We start from the raw sequence: 21,262 nt of genomic DNA on the forward strand, positions 1-21,262 counted from the left end.
TCATCATTCGCTCGACTTGCATGTATTAGGCACGCCGCCAGCGTTCGTCCTGAGCCAGGATCAAACTCTCCATAATAGAGAACTTAAAAAGCTCATTTTGTTTTGCTGGCATCATCATTAAATGATGACAAAATTGTTTGCTATCCGACTAACCGAAGCTAGTCTATCAAGCTATATGTCTTAACGTTTTGCATGTTCAGTTTTCAATGTTCATGTTGTCGTCTCGTTTAGGCGACTTTATTAGTATATCTTCTTTCAGCTACGAAGTCAATAACTTTTTAAAATTAATTTAAATTGTTTAGCTGTCGTTCCGAAGGACAAGTATTAGTATATCTATTCAACAAACAAAAATCAACCCTTTTTATAAAAAAAGTTTTAATTTCTTATCATTTAATCTCTTATCTATTGTTAGAGCCTTATTTAACACTACTTGTTCATAGCAAATTACGTTTAATGAGATAAGAATAAGGTATTGTATATCTAAAATAGAAAACTCTACATATCATTATATACAGAATATATAGATGGGGGAATTAAAAATGGATTTTCTTCAGCATTATTTAATAGACACGGAAATCATATTAAAATTATGTTTGGCAGCATTATTAAGTTTAATAATAGGTATAGAACGGGAATTAAAGAAAAAACCGATTGGATTAAAAACTAGTATAGTTATTGCTACATTTAGTTGTCTCTTAACTTACATCTCGATTGAATCTGCTTATACCGCAAATCCTCGAGATGGAATAAATATCACAATGGATCCACTACGTCTTGCAGCACAAATTGTAAGTGGTATCGGTTTTTTAGGTGCAGGTGTTATTTTAAGAAAAGGAAACGATAGTATTACTGGACTCACTACTGCTGCAATGATATGGGGAGCTGGAGGAATTGGTATTGCAGTTGGCGCAGGTTTTTATATAGAAGCGGCTTTATCAGTTTGTATAGTATTAATAGGAATAGAACTGATTCCTCCCCTACTTACTAAAATCGGACCTAAAAGGTTACGATCGAGAGAATTATCTTTGAAGGTACTAGTACCCAATAAAGAAGATATAGAAAAGGTTTATCAATATTTAAAAGAGAATGGGGTATATATAGAAAGCATTCGTATTAAAGATATCATATTAGAGAATAATGTGATTAAGCATGAGATTGAAACGCGTCTGTCTATACTCACTAAAAAAAATACAGTAGAATTTTATTACATCATGAAACAAGAAGACTTTATAGAACGTATAGAAGTTGAATCTATCTAATAAAAGGAGTAATTATATGACAGAATTTTTTAAACTACTAAAAGGTGGCAATAAATCCTCCTTTCTCGCAGCAATTGTTAATACAATTATCGCAATTGTAAAAGGTGTTGCATTCTTTTTTACAGGAAATGTCGCCATGTTCGCTGAAATGATGCATTCAATAGGAGATGCAGCTAACCAATATTTTGTGTTTTTTGGTTCAGCGTTATCTAAAAAAGCTCCTACACCTCGATTTCCAAATGGTTTCGGCCGTTTAATTAACTTAGTGTGTCTCGGAGCTGTTATTATTGTTGGTATTCTTTCATACGAAACCATTAAAGAAGGTTGGCATCATGTACAACACCCCGCGGCTTCTACTGGTGTAGCAATAAGTCTTGCTGTACTAGGTTTTAGTATAATCTTAGAACTTTTTGTCCTTTACAAAGCCGGAAAAGAGATTTTACATGAAGTTGGAGAAAAAGGTGGATTTTTAGCGCCACTTACTTCAAGTTTTATTCACCTAAAACGTGCTAAGCCAGCAACGAAGCTTGTATTCATGGAAGATTTAGTCGCTACTACGGGTGGTCTTCTTGCATTTGTAGCAGTTTTAATATCCTACTTTACTGGTTTCTTACAAGCAGAAGGTATTGCATCTATAATCATCGGGCTTATGATGTTTTATGTTGTCGGTAAAGTATTCCTTGATAACGCAAGAGGTGCTTTGGGAGAAACAGATGAACAGATGCTTGTCCATATTGCACATATCGTTTCTGAGAACAAAGATGTAAAAGACATAAAGGAATTAGAAGTAATAAAAGAAGGAGAATTCTTACACGTAGACTTAGTAGTTGAAATTGATCCTACTCTTTCCTTTTCACAAGTAGATGATATTCATGATGTATTGAAAGAGCTAATCTTAAATCAACAAAGTGTAACGGATGTTACAATTGCCTTTGATGAAGATGACGGAATAAGAAAATGGACGCATCATAAAGATCCACACACCGTATTAAAAACACATGACTGAGCAAAAGCTCAAGTCATGTGTTTTTCTTTTATAGACAAGCAGTAAGTATGGCTTTAGTATCTTCTGCATTCAGCCTTTTAAAATTGCCGTACTCTCCGTTAGCCATTGCCTTATCAACCATTAAGTCAATTTTTGAATCGTCAATATTATAATACGCTAAATTTGTCGGTGCATTCAAAGAAGCCCAAAATTCAGCCAATCGATCAATTCCTTCATGTGCAATTTGTTCCGTGGATTTGCCCTCAGGATTTACATGAAATACTCTAGTTGCTATTTTTGCAAATCTCTCTGGGTTAACAGGAACATTATGGCGCATCCATCTTGGGAAGATGATTGCCAAACCACCGGCATGCGGAATATCGTATACGGCAGATACTGCGTGTTCGATATTATGACTTGCCCAGTCACCTGCATAACCCATTTGTAAGAAGCCATTCAATCCCAACGTTCCTGCAAATAAAATAGTCTCACGAAGTTCATAATTATCTAAATCCTGTATAAGTTTCGGGGCAGCCTCTATTACCGAGCGGAGCACCCCTTCGATCATCTCATCTTGCACAGGAGTATTAGTAGCATTATTATAATATTGTTCGAACATATGCGACATCATGTCAACTATTCCATATACAGTTTGATCTAATGGCACTGTATATGTATTTACTGGGTCTAAGATGGAGAATTTAGGATAGACAAGCGGATGACCCCAGCCGTATTTTTCTTGCGTTTCTTCATTAGTAATAACAGAACCAGCATTCATCTCTGAACCTGTAGCTGCTAATGTTAAGATTGTTCCAAAAGGTAACGCTTCTTTTGGAAATGCTTTTTTAGTAACAAAATCCCATGGATTCCCATCATATTTCGCAGCAGCAGCAATAAGTTTAGTACAATCGATAACGGAGCCTCCACCAACTGCTAGTATTACTTCAATTCCTTCTTTCTTACACAGTTCTGCCCCTTTTATTGCAGTGGACAATCTAGGATTAGGCTCCACTCCAGCTAATTCAAATACTTCCATATTAGCTTCATTTAAAATAGAGATTACTTGATCATACAATCCATTTTTCTTGATACTGCCCCCACCATATACGATAAGAACTTTCTTTCCATAGAAGGATAACTCGTCCTTTAATTTACTAATTTGTCCTTTTCCAAAAATTAATTTTACAGGATTATAAAAAGAAAACGCATTCATCCAAAAATCCTCCTTCTTTGTATCTTTTATAATCATAAAAAAACCGCCTGTAATTTACAAGCGGTTCAACTTATTATAAGAAATGTTTATACCCAACCACGGAAACGTGATGCTTCAGCAGTTTTGCGTACACCAACCATGTAGGCAGCTAAACGCATATCAATATTACGAGTAGTAGCTACTTCGTAAATATTTTCAAAAGCGTCTACCATTTTAGCAACTAGTTTATCGTTTACTTCATCTTCAGTCCAATAATAACCTTGGTTATTTTGAACCCATTCAAAGTAAGAAACAGTTACTCCACCAGCACTTGCTAAAACGTCTGGTACTAGTAATACTCCTCTATCGTAAAGTATTTTAGTAGCTTCTGTAGTTGTTGGACCATTAGCAGCTTCTACTACGATTTTAGCTTTAATATTATGAGCATTTTCATTAGTAATTTGGTTTTCGATTGCAGCAGGAACTAAAATATCACAATCCAATTCTAATAATTCTTGGTTAGAAAGTGTATTTTCAAATAAAGTAGTTACTGTTCCAAAACTATCGCGACGATCCAATAAATAATCGATATCTAAACCGTTTGGATCATGTAATGCACCATAAGCATCTGAAATACCGATAACTTTTGCACCTTGATCATGTAAGAATTTTGCTAGGAAGCTTCCAGCGTTACCGAAACCTTGAATTACCACGCGTGCACCAGTCATATCAATACCACGCTTTTTAGCAGCTTCGTTAATAATGATTGTTACACCTTGTGCTGTAGCACGGTCACGACCTTGTGAGCCACCAAGTACAAGTGGTTTACCAGTAATAAATCCTGGAGAGTTGAATTGGTCCATACGACTATATTCATCCATCATCCAAGCCATAATTTGAGCATTTGTAAAAACGTCTGGCGCTGGGATATCTTTTGTTGGTCCAACGATTTGGCCAACAGCTCTAACGTATCCACGGCTTAAACGTTCAATTTCTCCCATAGACATTTCACGTGGGTCACATACAACTCCACCTTTACCGCCGCCATAAGGAAGATCAACAATTCCAGCTTTCAAAGTCATCCACATAGAAAGAGCTTTCATCTCGTCAGGAGTTACACCAGGATGGAATCGAACTCCACCTTTAGTAGGACCTACAGCATCATTATGTTGCGCACGGTATCCAGTGAAAACTTTTACTGTATTGTCATCCATTTTAACGGGGATACGTACTTCCAACATTCTAAGTGGTTCTTTAAGTAGTTCATACATTGCTTCGTCATACCCTAATTTTTGCAAAGCTTCGTGAATTACAGCCTGTGTTGATGTGAACAGGTTTAAATTATCAGCCATTTGATATTTCGCCTCTTTAATTCATAATGATTTCTTCGGAACAATTGTAACATATAGTTGTAGAAATTTGTCTATAAATTATTAGTTTGTAAATACTTTTTTAATTCTTTCAATTGCCCAGTCTAACTCTTCTTTTGAAATAATTAGAGGTGGTGCAAAACGAATTACTGTATCATGTGTTTCTTTACATAATAATCCTAGTTCTTTCAAAGCTTCACAATATGGACGAGCTTCTTCCGTTAATTCCATACCAATAAATAATCCACGTCCGCGAACTTCTTTAATAGAAGGATGGTCAATTTCATTTAATGCATTAACAAAATATTCTCCAAGTTCAAGTGAACGATCAGCTAATTTTTCGTCAACTAATACATCAAGAGCCGCAAGAGAAACAGCACATGCCATTGGGTTACCACCAAAAGTCGAACCATGTGAACCTGGGTTAAATACGCTTAGTACATCACTGTTAGCAACGATACATGAAATTGGGAATACCCCGCCTCCTAATGCTTTACCTAAGATGTACATATCTGGCTCAACGTCTTCCCACTCACAAGCAAACATCTTACCAGTACGGCAAAGACCTGCTTGAATTTCGTCCGCAATAAACAATACATTGTTTTCGCGACATAATTCACGTGCAGCTTTCATAAATCCTACTGGAGGAATAATGATTCCAGCTTCACCTTGAATTGGTTCGATTAAGAATGCAGCAGTATTTGGTGTAATTGCAGCTTTTAGTGCTTCTAAATCACCATAAGGTATTAATTTGATACCTGGTAGCATTGGTCCAAATCCACGTTTGTATTCAGGGTCTGATGATAAAGAAACAGCTCCCATTGTACGACCATGGAAGTTACCATTACATGCAATCACTTCTGCTTTATCCGTTTCTACACCTTTTACATCATAAGCCCATCTACGTGCAGCTTTGAATGCTGTTTCAACAGCTTCAGCACCAGTATTCATTGGTAATACCATATCTTTACCTGTTAATTGACTTACTTTTTCATACCATGGTCCTAATTGATCATTATGGAATGCGCGAGAAGTTAAAGTAACACGGTCAGCTTGATCTTTTAAAGCTTGAATAATTTTTGGATGACGATGGCCTTGGTTTACTGCAGAATAAGCAGAAAGCATATCCATAAATTTATTACCCTCTGGATCCTTTACCCAAACACCTTCCGCTTCCGATACAACGATTGGAAGTGGATTATAATTATTCGCACCAAATTTATTTGTTTGTTCAATGATCTCATGTGAAATTGTCATTAGATACTCTCCTTCTCTTCAAATAGTAGGTAGACTCACATTAAGGTGAGTCTACCCGTAAAAATTAAAGCATTTCAGAAGTTGTTTTTGCTTGCATATGAAGTCCGATATAGTCAGGACCACCTGCTTTTGAATCTGTACCTGACATATTGAATCCACCGAATGGTTGGTATCCAACAATCGCACCTGTACATCCACGGTTGAAGTAAAGGTTACCAACGTGGAAATCTTCGCGAGCTTTTTCTAAGTTCATACGGTTATTTGTAATAACAGCACCTGTTAAACCATATTCAGTGTTGTTAGCAATTTCGATTGCTTCGTCAAAATCTTTTGCTTTTGTAAGACCTACAACTGGTCCAAAGATTTCTTCTTGCATAATACGAGCTGTTGGAGATAGGTCAGCTATTACTGTTGGTTGGATGAAGAATCCTTTTGAATCGTCACCAGTACCACCTGTAACTAAACGTCCTTCGCCTTTACCAATTTCGATGTAGCTCATAATTTTCTTGAATGAACCTCCATCGATAACTGGACCAACAAAGTGCTCATCATTATCAGGAACACCAACAGTTAAGTTGTTTGTTAACTCTTCTACACGGCTTACTACTTGATCGTATACATCTTCTACGATTACTGCACGTGAACAAGCAGAACATTTTTGACCACTAAATCCAAAAGCAGATTTCACGATAGATTGAGCAGCTAATTCTAAGTCAGCTTCTTTATCTACAACGATTGTATCTTTACCACCCATTTCAAGGATAGAACGTTTGATCCAGATTTGACCTGGAGCCAATTTTGATGATTTTTCAACGATTCCTAGACCAACATCACGAGAACCTGTGAAGCTGATTAAACGAGTACGTGGGTGTTCAACTAAGAAGTCACCGATTTCCGCACCAGAACCAGGGATGAAGTTTACTACACCTGCAGGCAAACCTGCTTCTTCTAATACTTCAACAAATTTGTAAGAAACAACTGGAGTTGTTGAAGCTGGTTTTAATAGTACTGTGTTACCTGCTACCACCGCTGCAACTGTAGTACCTGCCATAATTGCAAATGGGAAGTTCCATGGAGAAATAACTACTGCTACACCTAATGGAATGTAGTCATAACGGTTATATTCGCCTGGACGGCTTTCTACTGGTGCTCCATCTTTTAAACGTAGCATTTCACGGCCATAATATTCTAAGAAGTCAATTCCTTCTGCTACTTCTACATCAGCCTCAACCCAAGTTTTCCCCGCTTCTTTAGATAAAAGAGCAGAAAACTCGAATTTGCGACGGCGAATAATAGCTGCTGCTTTGAAAAGTACATCTGCACGTACTTCAGGTTTTACTTTTTTCCAAGTATTAAATGCTTCATCTGCAATTTGCATTGCTTTAGCTGCTATTTCTTGAGTTGCTTTAGAAACAACACCTACTACTTGCTCTTTATTTGCTGGGTTATAAGAAGTGATTTTACCTTCTGTTGTAATTCTTTCCCCACCAACGATCAATGGGAACTCATTTCCAAGGTAACCTTCAACTACTTTATAGCCTTCTTTAATCGCTTTTTTGTTTTCTTCTTTAGAGAAGTCTGTAAATGCTTCGTGTTTATAATCTATCATGGAAAAATCCTCCTTTAAATTTAGTGCAAATTATTTTAGTGCAAAAATTATTTGCTCTTTTAATCCGTTTACATATATAATAATGCAAAAGATTGTTGCGTTTTTCAAGTGTTAAATTCTAAAATGTTAAAATTTTTTTTGAGGTGAGCCATGTGAGTGAGAAAAATGAAAAGCTTTTTCCTTTTTATAAATTTGCTGCAGAGCAAGTAGCTATCGGTATTCACGCAATTGATACAACAGGAAAAACAGTCATTTATAATGAAAAAATGAAAGAAATCGAGGGCTTAAATTCTGTAGACGTTGAAGACCGTTCCATTTTGGAACTTTTTCAATTTGAACAGCATGAAAGTACATTATTAAAAGTCCTTCATAGTGGAAAACCTGTATTACGCGTTAAACAGACCTACTGGAATCGTAATGGTCAAGAAATAACGACTATAAATGATACATACCCTGTTTTGGATGATAATGAACTTATCGGAGCAGTTGAATTTTCTAGAGATATCACTGCACTTGAACGATTAATTTATCAACCATTAAAAAGGTACAACGAACAAATCACCCTTTCTACCATTACAGCTGTTTCTCCTGTCATGCAAGCAGTATTGGAGCGTTCTATAAAAGCAGCCCATGTTCGAATGCCTGTATTATTAATCGGAGAAGCTGGTACTGGCAAAGATTTAATAGCAGAAGGAATTCACAATCAGCTCTCTCCAGCTAATAATCAATTTGTTTCCCTATTTTGCCATAGTTCAGATATTCACTTAATTAATAAATTTAAAAAAGAACTAGAACATATCTCAAACTGTACAATATTTTGTGAAAGAATCGATTTATTATCCCTCGAATTACAAAATCAGCTTTTAGATATTTTAAATTCAAATAAAGACGGAAATAATTTGTTCATCGCAAGCATTGGTGAAGATCCAGTAGATTTAATAGCAAAGGTTAAATTAAACAAGGAATTGTATTATTATTTTGCAACCGTGACTATTACAATTCCACCACTCCGTCAGCGAACAGAGGACATTTTACCTTTTATGAATGATTATTTTAATCGATATCTTAATCTGTATGGCTCGACGATCAATAAAATTGAAGATGATGTCATTCAAGCATTTTTAACGTATGAATGGCCAGGAAATTTAAAAGAGCTTGAACTTCTTTTAGATGAAATCAGCTCGATGATTACTACTGAGCAGGTGCTTAAGTTTGATATGCTTCCACTTCACTTTAAGTTGAAAGTACAGGATTTCAATGAATCCTCAAAAAAAGCAGAGGATTTTGTATTCACTGCTGAAAAAGATTTGTTGCCTTTGGAAGAATATTTGCGTGAAGCGGAAAGATATTATTTACAAAAAGCTCTAGATAAATATGATGGCAATGTAACAAAAGCTGCAGAAGCATTAGGAATGAGCCGCCAAAACTTACAATACCGTCGCAGAAAAATGAAACTATAAGTTTGAATAATTAAAAAGGTGACTCTTAAAGCTGTGAATTCACAACAATTAGGAGTCACCTTTTTCATTTATTGAACGGACTGATTAATCCATTCTGCAAGCTTTTCTTTTAATGTGTTAAATCCTTCTTCATCATGTTCATCAACACGTGCTTGTAAAGATTTCCTTGGTTTATCATCTTTTTTAGAAATGGTAGGTTTTTCTTGTAGTTCACGTATAGACAAGCTGATTTTACCAGATTCACTATCCACTTCTAAGATTTTCACTTCTACTTCTTGGCCTACAGTTAAAAATTCACCGACTTCTTTTACATAGCCGTAAGTAATTTCAGAAATATGCACGAGACCTTGTGTATTTTCGTCTAAACTAACAAACGCTCCATATGGTTGAATTCCAGTAACTTTACCTGTGACAACATCTCCTACCTTATTTTCATTATTCATTTTGTTCACTCCCGATTTCTCTTATGCGCATCTACCCTTATGGTCATGTTAAATTATAACATAATAGAAAGAGAGCAAGCAAAAATCACTGAGTAGGCATAAAAGCTGCTCGCCAGCCATTTTCAGTTTGGATAATACTAAAGCCAACTACTTGCTCTTCTAAGTGAATTGTACGTTCCGGAGCCATTGTTATGATTACATATCCCTCTTTATCCGATCGTTGTTCAAAGTGTAGCGATGAGAACTCCTTCCGAATATCTGTTATTTTTAGTTTTGGAGCACTCATATATTCTTCTTTTGGTATTTGAACGTACGAATCATCTTTTATATACAACTCGTACTTTGTTTCATAATCCTCCATCAGTGAGCAATAATAATATAGACCAACAATCTCTTCCGGCGTTGCATCTTTCAATACTGTTTGATCATGTGTTGCTGCAAATGATTTATATAGTGCATGAATTCGCTGTAAAAAATCATGATTCACAACTTGATCTTTTGTTATTAAATTAGGCATAAATTTTTCTATATCCCCGTTTTTAGCAAGGTGAAGAGCATCTTCGATATGAGCGTATGAAAAATTATTCCATTCTTCAGATTTTGTCCATCCTGTCTTTTCAAATTCATTGACTATTGGAATTAATAAATATGGAAATGGGGAGTTACCATTAGTTTGAGTCATTAATCTCCATAGTTCTCTATATTCATCTTTTACAATACCCTTTTTATCGAAAACTGGATTCTCTTTCGTCCCTTTTACTAAAAAATAGAACACGCTCGTGTAATACGATTCCATTTTGGAGTCACTTCTAAAAGTGTTTACATAATCATCCAGAAAATAATTTTCCATATTCTTTAAAACAATAAATGTTTCATTGATTGGATATAATAATTCCCATGTATAAGTAAATGGCTCGGACGCCATCATTTGCAAATAACCAACAGCTATTGAATTTAATTTCCCCGAATACAATGTGGGAGTAAGTGTATAATCGAACCGAAATGTAATATCAATTCCATCCTCAATTATCTCTAATCCGAGACTCTGATTTTGTGCATTATCCCTTAAATTCTTAAACTCCACTGGAAGGAAACGTTCATTTTCAAGTATTTTATTTACATCGTAAAGGCCGTCTACTTTATACATAGATAGTTCATCTTTGTACTCATTTAGCTCTTCATTTGCATATTCCCTAAAATTGTTAATTTTTAAGTAATATTCATTTAAAAAATCTACTGTTTCTTCTTTAGTTAATTTTTTTCCTTGGTGAATTTCTTTGACCATTTCAGAAGGAAGTTTTAAATTATTTATAATTTCCTCATACCGTTCATCTAAGTCGGTAAAAATAGTTCCATCAATAAAAGGGCTAGACCTATCATCCGTGTAATGCTGAAAATGCATATCCGCAGACTTAATAAAGTCTATTTGAGAAAACTCCTCTTCCGATAGGTTCAGCATTTCACGACGCTTTTCTCTCTCTATCGGATAATTCTTTTTCAATTTTTCTAGAAAGGCTTTCGATTCCTCATTCTGTATCTCTTTTCCATGTCTCGTTTCGTCTTCAAATAAAAATGTTGCTCCAAGTATTCCAATAATTAATGTACTTGCAAAACTAACAGCCAATACGGTAAATCTTTGCCATTTTGATTTAGTAATTTTATTCTTGCTTAGAGGCTCTACTTTTTCCAATTCGATTTTATTTAGAATTCCATCCGTGTCTATACTAGACGGAACTTTATCGTATGAAGTTTTTAATAAGTCCAGTCGTTCCTCAAGCTGCTTATCGTCCATGCTTGGCACCTCCATTCGTTGAAAGTAGGTTTTTTAGTTGGCCTTTAGCTCGTAGTAATCTTGTTTTCACTGTAGTTATGGGAACATTCAATATGTCTGCAATTTGTTCGTACGATAAATCATGAAAATAGAATAAAATAATTGGATGTTGATATTTTATATCCAGCGATTGAATTGCTTGATGCAGCTCCTTATCTTCTTCAAATAGCAATATACGATCTTCCGCGGACTTAGTGAAGCTATTCATATTGTGATGATTTAGCTTTTTTTCCTTTTCTATTTCTTTCGTTTCCTTACGATAATAGTCTCTTGTTGCATTTAAAGTTATTTTGTAGAGCCAAGTAGTAAATCGCTCACGTTTAAATTGATGCAAAAAACGGTATAGATTTACAAACACTTCCTGAGTGACATCTGGAATATCATTCACTTTGACACCGCATTGAAAAGCAAATTTTTCAACGGTTCGATGATGTTTTTGAATAAGCGTTGTATACGCAGCTATGTCTCCTTGCTGCGCTCGCTCGATTAATTCATTTTCAGACATTGCTCCCCCTCGCTCTCTATGTATTGGTGATACGAAAGATATTTCACGAATGTTTCATTTGTTTGTCTACATTTTCTTGTAAACCTCATGTACAATAAGACAGTTGTAAAAAAGGAGGAATTATCTTGGCAAAGCGAGATCATTTTGGATCTAAAATCGGATTTGTATTAGCAGCGGCTGGAAGTGCAATTGGCTTAGGTGCTATTTGGAAATTTCCATATATGGCCGGAACGAATGGTGGAAGCGTATTCGTCTTACTATTTATCTTGTGTACTATATTAATTGGTCTACCGATTTTATTAGCAGAATTCATTATAGGAAGAAAAGGTCAAGCAGATGCAGTGACTAGTTTTAAAAAACTTGCTCCTAGGAAACCATGGTTTGTAATTGGATTGGCTGGGTTTTTCTTTTCTATTATTATTCTATCTTTTTATAGTGTAGTTGGGGGATGGATATTATCTTATTTAATAAGAGCTATCACATTTAGCTTGAACGGAACAAGCGAAACCTTCTATGAGGACCTATTTAATAGTGTCATTTCAAATCCATGGGAAGTTATAGTCGGACAAGGTGCTTTTATCTTTCTAACATTATGGATTGTATCGGGTGGAATCCAAGGAGGAATTGAGAAGGCTAGTAAATGGATGATGCCTCTTCTTTTAATATTCTTTTTAGTTTTAGCAGTCCGCTCTTTAACTTTAGAAGGTGCAATGGAAGGAGTTAAATTTTTATTCGTTCCTGACTGGTCTTATTTCACATGGGAGACAGCTCTACTTGCATTAGGGCAAGCCTTTTTCTCCTTAAGCGTAGGTGTTTCCGCAATGATTACTTATGCATCCTATTTGCCAAAAGAGACTAGATTAGGCAATTCAGCACTAAGTGTCTCTCTTCTTAATATCGGTGTATCCATTATGGCTGGACTTGTTATCTTCCCTGCTGTTTTTGCTCTTGGATTCTCACCAAATGAAGGACCGGGTCTAGTTTTCATCATATTACCTGCTGTTTTCGAGCAAATAATATTTGGACAATTTTTCTTAATACTATTTTTCGTTTTGTTGCTTTTTGCAACGTTAACTTCTTCTATCAGTATGTTAGAGATTGTTGTATCCATCGGTATTAAGTCAAAATATGAACGTAGGAAACGAGCTGCATGGGTATATGGAATCTTAATCTTCCTAATCGGTATTCCGAGTGCGTTGTCTTTTGGGATTCTTTCTGATAGTCACATTTTAGGAATGTCCATTTTTGATTTTGCGGACTTTTTTACAAGTAGCTTTGGGCTTCCATTAGGAGCATTGTTCATCTCTTTGTTCGCTGGTTATGTCCTTACAAAATCCGAGTTACAAAATGACTTGAAGGTAAATCAATTTCTATTGAATACATGGCGTTTTATCGTGCGTTTTGCCGCTCCAATAGCAATTATTATCGTCTTCATTCAGGGAGTAATGAAATTATTTGTCTAAAAATTTTTTATAGGCTATCTCAAAAATGTTGTTCTAAAATGTTTGTGCTATAATATAGTTATACTTATCACTTCTTTGAAAGGATGGATGTAACTATGAAACAAGAACTTCACAAACAATTACGTCAACTGAGGGAAGAACGAAATATTTCTTTAGAACAGCTTGCCCATAAGGCTACTATAGGAGCATCAAAGTTAGAGGCTTATGAAGCGGGAAGTGAAACTCCATCTGTTCAAACATTATTGAAACTTTCAAATGCATTAGAAGTACCAGCATCTAACCTATTAGATGGCTTACAAAACGAATAAAAGCTTTCGGTTTTTTAACCGAAAGCTTTTTTTGTTTTACTATAACTACTATATTTAAATAATACATTTCATTTCATATTTTAATGCAATCAATTTATATGAAACTTCTACACACTTTTCAAGTGGTATCCACTGTTCAAAAGAATGTTCATAAATGGTTTGTATTCTTTTGGCCAACTCAGAAGGATGGTCAATACTTTGAAGATCTGCAACTACATCAGCAGCTTCGGCGTCATAACTATCAACACCTATATTAAATGGGTCCCATTCTTGTAATGTCCAAAGTGCTTTTCGATTCATTTCAATTGTGTCCATATATTTTCACCTTACTAGTTTTTATTAGTTAGGGTTATAATAACATAATAATTACAAATTGAAAGGGGTAATTAATTTGCCTGATTTTTCTACCGTTTTTGAAAGACGTAATACACATTGTACTAAGTGGGACTTGCTAGAACAAATATATTCCATTCCAGATGCATCCGATGTGCTTCCTATGTGGATTGCAGATATGGACTTTGCTATCCCATCCACTATTATCGATGCATTACATAAGAGATTAGAACACCCAGTTTTTGGATACAACATTGTACCCGAGGAAACAAAACTTGCACTTACAAATTGGTTGGAAAAAAAACATCAATTAAAAATAGAAAATAAATGGATATTCTTTCAACAAGGTGTAATACCTGCGATGGCTTCTGTATTAGATGCTTTTACCGAAATAGGAGATAAAATCTTAATACATTCTCCAGTGTACCCACCATTTAATCATGTACCGACACGACTTGGTCGTATTGTAGAGACTTGTGATCTCATGGAGATTAATAGTTCATTTGAAATCGATTTCGATGACTTTGAGCAAAAGCTATCATCAGGTGTAAAAGCTTTTATTCTTTGTAGTCCCCACAATCCAGGTGGAAAAGTGTGGACCAAAGAAGATTTAACTAAAATTGCAGCTTTATGCGAAAGATATAATGTACTTATAATATCTGATGAAATCCATGCAGATATAGTTTTTAAGCCAAACAAGCATATACCCATTCTTTCGGTAGCGGAAAATGTTAATAATATTATTACTTTCTTTGCACCAACTAAAACATTTAACTTAGCGGGAATTCAAGCAGCTACAATTATAGTGCCAGACCAACAAAAAAGAAAAATCCTAGAGAATCAAGCCTTAGAACGTGGACAAATGGAACTAAATATATTTTCACTGACTGCTTTTCAAGCAGCATACGAACATGGGGAGCCTTGGCTGGAGGAATTACTAGAGGTTGTATCCTCCAATATGGATTATGTAGTAGAACAATTAACGAACAAGTTAAAAGGAATAAAAGTGTCTAAACCTGAGGCAACTTATCTTTTATGGATAGATTATCGAGATACAGGATTATCAGAAAAAGAGATTATGGACTTGCTTTTAACAAAAGGGAAGTTAGCTCTTGAACCAGGTACGAAATACGGGAAAACGGGAGAAGGCTTTTTAAGAATGAACGTAGCTTGTCCAAGACATACTTTAGAAGATGGAGTTGCACGATTTATTAAAGCACTTTCTTAAATTATACGAATAAAAAAAACAGCCACATTTATGGCTAATCAGATTGTAGACAAACTCAATTTTGGGTGCATAGAGTTGTATATTAAATTCGGCAAGGACCACCACTTCGCTTTCCGTGGGCTTGGCTTCAGCCTCCTCGTTTCTGCGGGGGCTTCTGCTCAAGCTGTTCCCACAGGAGTCTTAGTGGTGGTCCTTGACTTATAAACAATTCCTTACAGATAACTACTATCTTTATTTTTTATTGGATAAAGAAACCTCTTTTGAAAGATTTATTATACTACTAACCGTCTATAAAAATTCTTTTGTCCTCTCGATACCATTTGTTATTTTATATTCATCTTCTATATAGACAATTTATTAAAACCATTTAAGGTTGTTGTCCTTCAATACTCCTCCTATTCATTCACAGATCTTTTGTAAGATAAGCCAACAATCAATGATTCCCTTTTGTTTACACACTAAATGGTCTAGCAGTTAGTTTTACTTGATCAATCAGTAACATTTCTTACCATTCCGATCCATTGAATTTTTTTATCAGTGTAGAACATCACCTTGAAAGTAGTTTTTTCTAAGATGAAGTAGATTGTATTGTTAATAGAAGCATTTGATTGAAACGGAAGGCGGCGACTCCAGCGGGAACAGCGTGTCCAGGTGAGACCCCGCAGACGCTAACAGAGGAACGAAGGCTAAGAACGCCACCTCGTGTGGCAACGCCTTCGTGACCAACATCATGTTGGCCTGAGGAGGCTCACGGACCGTCCGCGGAAAGCGTCCGCCTGGAGTGTAGATCAACGATCTAAATATATTATTATCTATCTATATTTATCGTAAAAGAAAAAAGATTGAAGACAACTCGAAATTTTTCGCGCTTGTCTTCAATCTGAATCAACCCTATATATTAAGTTACTTATCCAGTTGTTCCTTTTTTGCCTGCATAATTCTCTCTTCTAACTCTTTTGCTTTCGCTGCGTCTTTAATCGATTTTCTTTTTAACCATCTAAAAACAAAAATACATAGAATAACTAAAACAACTAATTCAATAACCACTGGAATATACTCCGTTTTATCTTCCGGAAAATATAAATATAAAAAACCTAGTTGTAAAAACTGCAACATCTAAACACTTCCCTATTTATTTTTGTACGATTTCAATAGAATCTATCGTAATGTCTTCTAGTGGCTTGTCATTTTCATCTTTTTCTACAACTGCAATTTGGTCAACGATCTCCATACCTTCTATAACTTGTCCAAAAACTGTATGTTTTTGATCTAAGTGTGGAGTTCCGCCATTTTTCTCATATGCAGCTGCAATTTCTGCTGGCCATCCACCGTCTTCTAATTGTTTAGCCTCTGCTTGAGCACTTGATGCTTGTACAATGAAAAATTGACTTCCATTTGTATTAGGTCCAGCATTAGCCATCGATAATGCTCCTCTTAAGTTAAACAGGTTCATCGAAAACTCATCTTCGAATTCTTCACCGTATATACTTTCTCCACCCATACCAGTACCTGTTGGGTCTCCCCCTTGAATCATGAAGTCTTCGATCACTCGGTGAAAAATAAGACCATCATAATAGCCCTCTTCAGCGTGAGTTAAAAAGTTTTCAACCGTTTTAGGTGCAAGTTCAGGGAATAATTTAATTTTAATAGGTCCCTTTGATGTATTCATAATAACTAAAGCTTCATTTGAAGCAACTTCTGTTGAAAGTTGTGGATACATAATTTTGTCTCCTTCATTTTCCGTTGTTGTATTTTCTGTTTCTGTATTAACTACCTTTTTGTCACCGCATGCCCCTACTATCAAAACAGCGCTTATTAATAATAAAAAAATAATCTTCTTCACAGTTTATTCACCCCAAATAATTCTAACATATTGAAAAGTCATTTTCAGTGACAAAGTATCTAACTTTATTCGCTACACAAAATAACCTATAATGGGTAAAAGAAAAGCACAAGCTTACGCATTTGACCTTGAGTGGCTGATGCTTGGAGTCTTGAAAGTTTTTATATAAAGTAATTACTAACTATTTTTTAAGAAGGTACGCAACAAATAGAAAGAAGGGATTTGGATGAGCGTACAAAAAAGAAACTTTATTATTATGTGGTTTTCTAACTTTTTAGTATCTGGAACAATGACAATGATTATGCCCTTTTTATCTTTATACATCAACACAATGGGAGACTTTTCGGATGCCTATGTTCAAAAATGGTCTGGTCTTGTGTTCGGGGCAACATTCGTATCGGCTTTTTTAATGTCTCCGATTTGGGGAAGAATTGCTGATAAATATGGGTACAAGCCTATATTAATTATTAATGGCTTCGGTATTGCTATCAGTGTTTTATTAATGGGGTTTGTTACCTCTGTTGAAGTATTTTTTGTTCTACGATTATTTATGGGAGTAGTTACTGGTTTCATCCCTACATCATTGGCTTTTATTAGTTCTCAGACTCCTAAAAAAATTGCAGGTAAAACAATGGGAACTCTTCAAATGGGGAGTGTTTCTGGTACATTATTTGGACCTATATTCGGAGGATTTCTAGCGGATACATTCGGCTTTCAATATACGTTTATTATTACTTCCAGTGCTGTATCAATTGCTGCGTTACTCGTTATTTTTGGAGTACATGAAATAAGAAGAGAAAAGAAAAAAGGAGATCATGAATATTCTAGAAAAACAGTAATTTCAGGAATTTTTCATCATCGCCTCATATTAAACGTTTTAATGATTACTTCTCTTATACAAATAGGTTTGTTTAGTATCCAGCCTCTTTTGTCCTTATATGTATCGCATCTGACCAATTCAACCGAAGTTGCACTACTTGCAGGAGTCACCTTCAGTGCTACAGGAGTCGGCAGTTTGTTATTTGCTAGAACATGGGGAAAACTAGGGGATACCCACGGATACGAAAAAATATTATCTATTTTGCTGATATTGGCCTTAATTTTCATTGTCCCACAAGCATGGGTAACGGATTTATGGCAATTAATCATACTACGCTTCCTTTTTGGTATTGCATCAGGTGGGTTAATACCTGTTACAACTGCCTTGATAAGAAGAGAAGCCCCTATTGAAGTACAAGGTGAACTAATGGGCTATAACACAAGCTTCCGCTTTTTAGGCAACATAATTGGTCCAATGTTTGGTGGATTCATCAGTGGATACATTGGTATATCTTCCGTTTTCTATGTAACAGGGTCACTGTTTTTATGTGGCTATTTAATCATCTACTTTGCGAGAAAAAAACCAGTTCAAGATTTTGAAGATGTTTTATTGGAAGAAGAGCTTCACGCTAAACAAACAAATTAAAAATGAGCACACTTTCGAATAGAAAGTGTGCTATTCTTTTTATTAGATTATAGGAACTGGAGTGCAACAAATGCGACAAGTAATAGGGTTTCTCCTTATTTTATTATGTTTCCCTTTAATATGGATGTTGACATCCTTTATCCATGCAGAAATATTGTCCGCGTCTTCTTTTCAAGATGATTTAAAACAATCCATTCAATTATCAACCCCTCCCCTGTCTTCACCAGTTGTATTGTTAGACGAAAATGAACAAATCTTCTCAGAGGATTACGTTGAATGGAGAGACCCCCTACCGCTTGAGTCAATACCTTTATTTGTACAAGAGTTGTTCATTCAAAGCGAGGATGTAGAATTTTACAATCATATTGGATTTAATTTTAGCGCAATATTCCGAGCTGTTTTTGCCAATGCTTCTGCCAATGCAAAAGAACAAGGTGCTAGTACAATTACGCAACAATTAGTAAGAATACGATATTTATCTACAGAGAAAACGTATGAACGAAAAGTGACGGAGCTTATTTATGCATATGAAATGGAAAAGCAAGCTACAAAAGATGAAATATTAACGAATTATTTAAATGAAATATATTTTAGTAATCAGGTCTATGGTATTGGAGCTGCTGCAACTTATTATTTTGGAAGACCATTACACGAGTTGTCAGATGCAGAACTTGCCTTTATTAGTGCGATTCCAAACAATCCAACAATCTACGATCCTATAGATAATTTTGATGCAACAAAGAAAAGACAGGAATTACTTATAGATGTCCTAGTGAAAAACGGAAAAATACCAAAGGAAAGTGGAGAAGCAATAAAGGCTGAACCAATCGTCCTGAAGACAAAAACAAAAAAACAGCTGTACCCTACCTATAGCACTTATGTTTTAGAAGAGTTGAAGAATTTAGTTGCATCAAAAGAAGGTTTTACCGAGAAAATAGCAACTGCCCAAAATGAACAGCAAAAGCTCTTATTAGAAAATGAACTGCAAACTAAAGTGAATGATGTGATAGCACAAGGAGTGACAATTTATACAGCTCTTGATCCGGCGAAACAACTAGACGATGAAAAGTACGTAAATAAACTATTAGATAAAACGCCTGATTTACAGGCTGCATCGGTTGTCATTAATAACGAAAAACGAGAAATTATCAGTTTATACGGCGGTAAAGAGTATAAAAAATTTGATTTTCATCGTGCGTATCAAGCGGTTAGGCAACCAGGATCAGCATTGAAATCATTACTTGTGTACGCACCAGTTTTTGAAACAACTACATTAACTCCTAATAACTCGATAAATGGCGGGAAACTTTGTATTGGCTCATACTGTCCTCAAAACTATGGAGGCGCACTGTACGGGAATGTAACGATTAAGCAAGCTTTTCGCTTCAGTCATAATACTCCTGCAGTACGGTTATTAGAAACAGTTGGAATAGATAATGCATTTGCAAAACTGGAGCCATTCCAATTTAATCATTTAACTAATGAAGATCATACTTATGCTGCCGCACTTGGTGGATTAACACATGGCGTTACAGTATTAGAAATGGCTGATGCTTATAGTAGCTTTATAGATGGTATGTATGAGCCTGCTCGTGCCATTCGAAAAGTTACAGATAAAAAGGGAAACATTTTATATGAATGGAATGAAGAAAAAACAGAGGTTTGGTCACCTAAAACAGTTCAAACTATGAGAGGATTACTTTCCGATGTAGTGCAAAATGGAACGGGAAAAGGAATCTCTATTCCTGCACCATACGTTGGCGCTAAAACTGGAACTACGAATGACTTTTATGATTATTGGATTGCTGGGTTAACAGATACATATACCTCAGCAGTATGGATTGGCTATGACATGCCTAAAAATATGAAATCAATCGAATCTAGAAAAATTCATCATTCTATTTTTAACAAAATTATGAGAGAGAAATAGAAAAGAGTCATCTCCAAATGGAGATGACTCTTCTTTTGTGATTTGGTCTCGGTTTTCTAGTAAATTGTCTCGTTTCTTGCTAATTGGTCTCGAATAAGCTTCAATTGGTCTCGGTAAAGAATGAATTGGTCTCGTTCTGCCGCTTAATAACTTTAAATGTATAATTATTCCTCATAAACTAGCGATTTTGAGTCAATTATAAAAATGGTAAACTTGCCACTATTCCATTATAAAGTTTAATCGTCACATAGATGACTAATGTTAAAAATAGACTCCATACCATAAACTCGAACATTATTAACCCTACCGTCCCCAACATGCTCATTGAACTGCTTAATTTGAAAATGACATATACAAAATAAACAAAAGCTGTAGCTAAAAAAATGATGAGCAATATTTGAAGAGATTGAAAACCGATTGCTGAAATAAATGATCCAATAAAAAAAATGACATATCCACCACGTGCTTGAGAAATAGTCTTCCCTTCTAAATCTTTTGAGAAAAACAACATCCCAATCTCATGTATTGTTTCAGCAATCAACTTAAGTGCAGAAAAAAGCATAAAATAAATAAGTGCTAGGATAATAACTAAGAACAGTTTCAATTCCAAATCGGATAAAAACTCTCTCATCCCACTATAAACACCAATTACTTTAAAAAGATCTATCGCTTTGTTCATTGTAAAAATAGAAAAAGATAAACTAAATAACAAAATAGTGATGAGTGGTAAAAATCCAAACACATATGGGTTCTTCATAGCTTCTCCTCTTATTCTAGTATC

General features: G+C 35.3%; 19 protein-coding genes and 1 rRNA gene. 8 read left to right on the forward strand and 12 right to left on the reverse strand.

The window, feature by feature from the left end:
* Window positions 1-76 (reverse strand): 16S ribosomal RNA (locus PGC35_RS15205); the annotation flags it as partial.
* 463 nt (window positions 77-539) lie between these two features.
* Between PGC35_RS15205 and PGC35_RS15210 the strand changes: the two genes are divergently transcribed.
* Both PGC35_RS15210 and PGC35_RS15215 read left to right on the forward strand, forming a co-directional pair.
* A complete protein-coding gene (locus PGC35_RS15210; RefSeq protein WP_375219780.1) occupies window positions 540-1,259 on the forward strand; it encodes an MgtC/SapB family protein in 720 nt (239 codons plus the stop codon).
* 16 nt (window positions 1,260-1,275) lie between these two features.
* On the forward strand, window positions 1,276-2,265 hold the full coding sequence (locus PGC35_RS15215; RefSeq protein ID WP_375219781.1) for a cation diffusion facilitator family transporter: 990 nt from the start codon (window positions 1,276-1,278) through the stop codon (window positions 2,263-2,265).
* A gap of 28 nt (window positions 2,266-2,293) precedes the next feature.
* On the opposite strand, the gene PGC35_RS15220 is transcribed toward PGC35_RS15215, so the two are convergent.
* The 4 genes from PGC35_RS15220 to pruA all read right to left on the reverse strand — a co-directional run bounded on the left by PGC35_RS15220 (window position 2,294) and on the right by pruA (window position 7,672).
* Window positions 2,294-3,457, reverse strand: a complete 1,164-nt coding sequence (locus PGC35_RS15220) for an iron-containing alcohol dehydrogenase (RefSeq protein ID WP_375219782.1) — start codon at window positions 3,455-3,457, stop codon at window positions 2,294-2,296.
* A gap of 86 nt (window positions 3,458-3,543) precedes the next feature.
* Window positions 3,544-4,788 carry a Glu/Leu/Phe/Val family dehydrogenase gene (locus PGC35_RS15225; protein ID WP_053588538.1) on the reverse strand — a complete coding sequence of 415 codons (1,245 nt, stop codon included), beginning with the start codon at window positions 4,786-4,788 and terminating at the stop codon, window positions 3,544-3,546.
* An 81-nt stretch (window positions 4,789-4,869) separates the two neighbouring features.
* Window positions 4,870-6,063 carry an ornithine--oxo-acid transaminase gene (locus PGC35_RS15230; RefSeq protein ID WP_375219783.1) on the reverse strand — a complete coding sequence of 398 codons (1,194 nt, stop codon included), beginning with the start codon at window positions 6,061-6,063 and terminating at the stop codon, window positions 4,870-4,872.
* Window positions 6,064-6,127: 64 nt separating this feature from the next.
* Window positions 6,128-7,672, reverse strand: a complete 1,545-nt coding sequence (gene pruA, locus PGC35_RS15235; protein WP_053588536.1) for an L-glutamate gamma-semialdehyde dehydrogenase — start codon at window positions 7,670-7,672, stop codon at window positions 6,128-6,130.
* A 152-nt stretch (window positions 7,673-7,824) separates the two neighbouring features.
* Here pruA and PGC35_RS15240 point away from each other — a divergent pair, with 152 nt between their 5' ends.
* Complete coding sequence (locus PGC35_RS15240; RefSeq protein ID WP_375219784.1) at window positions 7,825-9,132, forward strand: AAA-type ATPase lid domain-containing protein; 1,308 nt, start codon at window positions 7,825-7,827, stop codon at window positions 9,130-9,132.
* A 68-nt stretch (window positions 9,133-9,200) separates the two neighbouring features.
* Here PGC35_RS15240 and yugI read toward each other — a convergent pair whose 3' ends face one another.
* The 3 genes from yugI to PGC35_RS15255 all read right to left on the reverse strand — a co-directional run bounded on the left by yugI (window position 9,201) and on the right by PGC35_RS15255 (window position 11,911).
* Window positions 9,201-9,575 carry a S1 domain-containing post-transcriptional regulator GSP13 gene (gene yugI / locus PGC35_RS15245; RefSeq protein ID WP_053588534.1) on the reverse strand — a complete coding sequence of 125 codons (375 nt, stop codon included), beginning with the start codon at window positions 9,573-9,575 and terminating at the stop codon, window positions 9,201-9,203.
* A gap of 85 nt (window positions 9,576-9,660) precedes the next feature.
* Window positions 9,661-11,367 (reverse strand): hypothetical protein, encoded by a 1,707-nt coding sequence (locus PGC35_RS15250; RefSeq protein ID WP_375219785.1) that lies wholly within the window; start codon window positions 11,365-11,367, stop codon window positions 9,661-9,663.
* The gene (locus PGC35_RS15255) at window positions 11,357-11,911 is read right to left on the reverse strand and encodes an RNA polymerase sigma factor (protein ID WP_375219786.1); all 555 of its coding nucleotides are present in this window, start codon (window positions 11,909-11,911) and stop codon (window positions 11,357-11,359) included. Before PGC35_RS15255 ends, PGC35_RS15250 begins: the two co-directional genes overlap by 11 nt.
* Before the next feature lie 125 nt (window positions 11,912-12,036).
* Here PGC35_RS15255 and PGC35_RS15260 point away from each other — a divergent pair, with 125 nt between their 5' ends.
* Both PGC35_RS15260 and PGC35_RS15265 read left to right on the forward strand, forming a co-directional pair.
* Complete coding sequence (locus tag PGC35_RS15260) at window positions 12,037-13,374, forward strand: sodium-dependent transporter (protein ID WP_375219787.1); 1,338 nt, start codon at window positions 12,037-12,039, stop codon at window positions 13,372-13,374.
* 95 nt (window positions 13,375-13,469) lie between these two features.
* The gene (locus tag PGC35_RS15265; RefSeq protein ID WP_375219788.1) at window positions 13,470-13,682 is read left to right on the forward strand and encodes a helix-turn-helix domain-containing protein; all 213 of its coding nucleotides are present in this window, start codon (window positions 13,470-13,472) and stop codon (window positions 13,680-13,682) included.
* Window positions 13,683-13,736: 54 nt separating this feature from the next.
* Here the strand turns inward: PGC35_RS15265 and PGC35_RS15270 are convergent, their stop codons facing one another.
* Entirely contained in the window at window positions 13,737-13,997 is a 261-nt protein-coding gene (locus tag PGC35_RS15270) for a DUF1871 family protein (RefSeq protein ID WP_053588529.1), read from the reverse strand.
* Window positions 13,998-14,073: 76 nt separating this feature from the next.
* Here PGC35_RS15270 and PGC35_RS15275 point away from each other — a divergent pair, with 76 nt between their 5' ends.
* Window positions 14,074-15,243, forward strand: coding sequence for a MalY/PatB family protein (locus PGC35_RS15275; protein WP_375219789.1), 1,170 nt, complete (start codon window positions 14,074-14,076; stop codon window positions 15,241-15,243).
* A 903-nt stretch (window positions 15,244-16,146) separates the two neighbouring features.
* Here the strand turns inward: PGC35_RS15275 and PGC35_RS15280 are convergent.
* The gene (locus PGC35_RS15280) at window positions 16,147-16,359 is read right to left on the reverse strand and encodes a hypothetical protein (RefSeq protein ID WP_053588527.1); all 213 of its coding nucleotides are present in this window, start codon (window positions 16,357-16,359) and stop codon (window positions 16,147-16,149) included.
* 16 nt (window positions 16,360-16,375) lie between these two features.
* Window positions 16,376-16,963, reverse strand: a complete 588-nt coding sequence (locus PGC35_RS15285; protein WP_053592055.1) for a peptidylprolyl isomerase — start codon at window positions 16,961-16,963, stop codon at window positions 16,376-16,378.
* Window positions 16,964-17,312: 349 nt separating this feature from the next.
* On the opposite strand from PGC35_RS15285, the gene PGC35_RS15290 reads away from it, so the two are divergent.
* Together PGC35_RS15290 and PGC35_RS15295 are read left to right on the forward strand one after the other, a co-directional pair.
* Window positions 17,313-18,551, forward strand: a complete 1,239-nt coding sequence (locus PGC35_RS15290; RefSeq protein WP_375219790.1) for an MFS transporter — start codon at window positions 17,313-17,315, stop codon at window positions 18,549-18,551.
* Between the two features lie 70 nt (window positions 18,552-18,621).
* On the forward strand, window positions 18,622-20,481 hold the full coding sequence (locus PGC35_RS15295; RefSeq protein ID WP_375219791.1) for a transglycosylase domain-containing protein: 1,860 nt from the start codon (window positions 18,622-18,624) through the stop codon (window positions 20,479-20,481).
* Between the two features lie 196 nt (window positions 20,482-20,677).
* Here PGC35_RS15295 and PGC35_RS15300 read toward each other — a convergent pair whose 3' ends face one another.
* Complete coding sequence (locus PGC35_RS15300; RefSeq protein ID WP_375219792.1) at window positions 20,678-21,238, reverse strand: DUF5366 family protein; 561 nt, start codon at window positions 21,236-21,238, stop codon at window positions 20,678-20,680.
* Between the last annotated feature and the right edge of the window lie 24 nt (window positions 21,239-21,262).

The sequence above is a fragment of the Psychrobacillus sp. PGGUH221 genome (genome assembly GCF_042055255.1).
Lineage (GTDB): Bacteria > Bacillota > Bacilli > Bacillales_A > Planococcaceae > Psychrobacillus.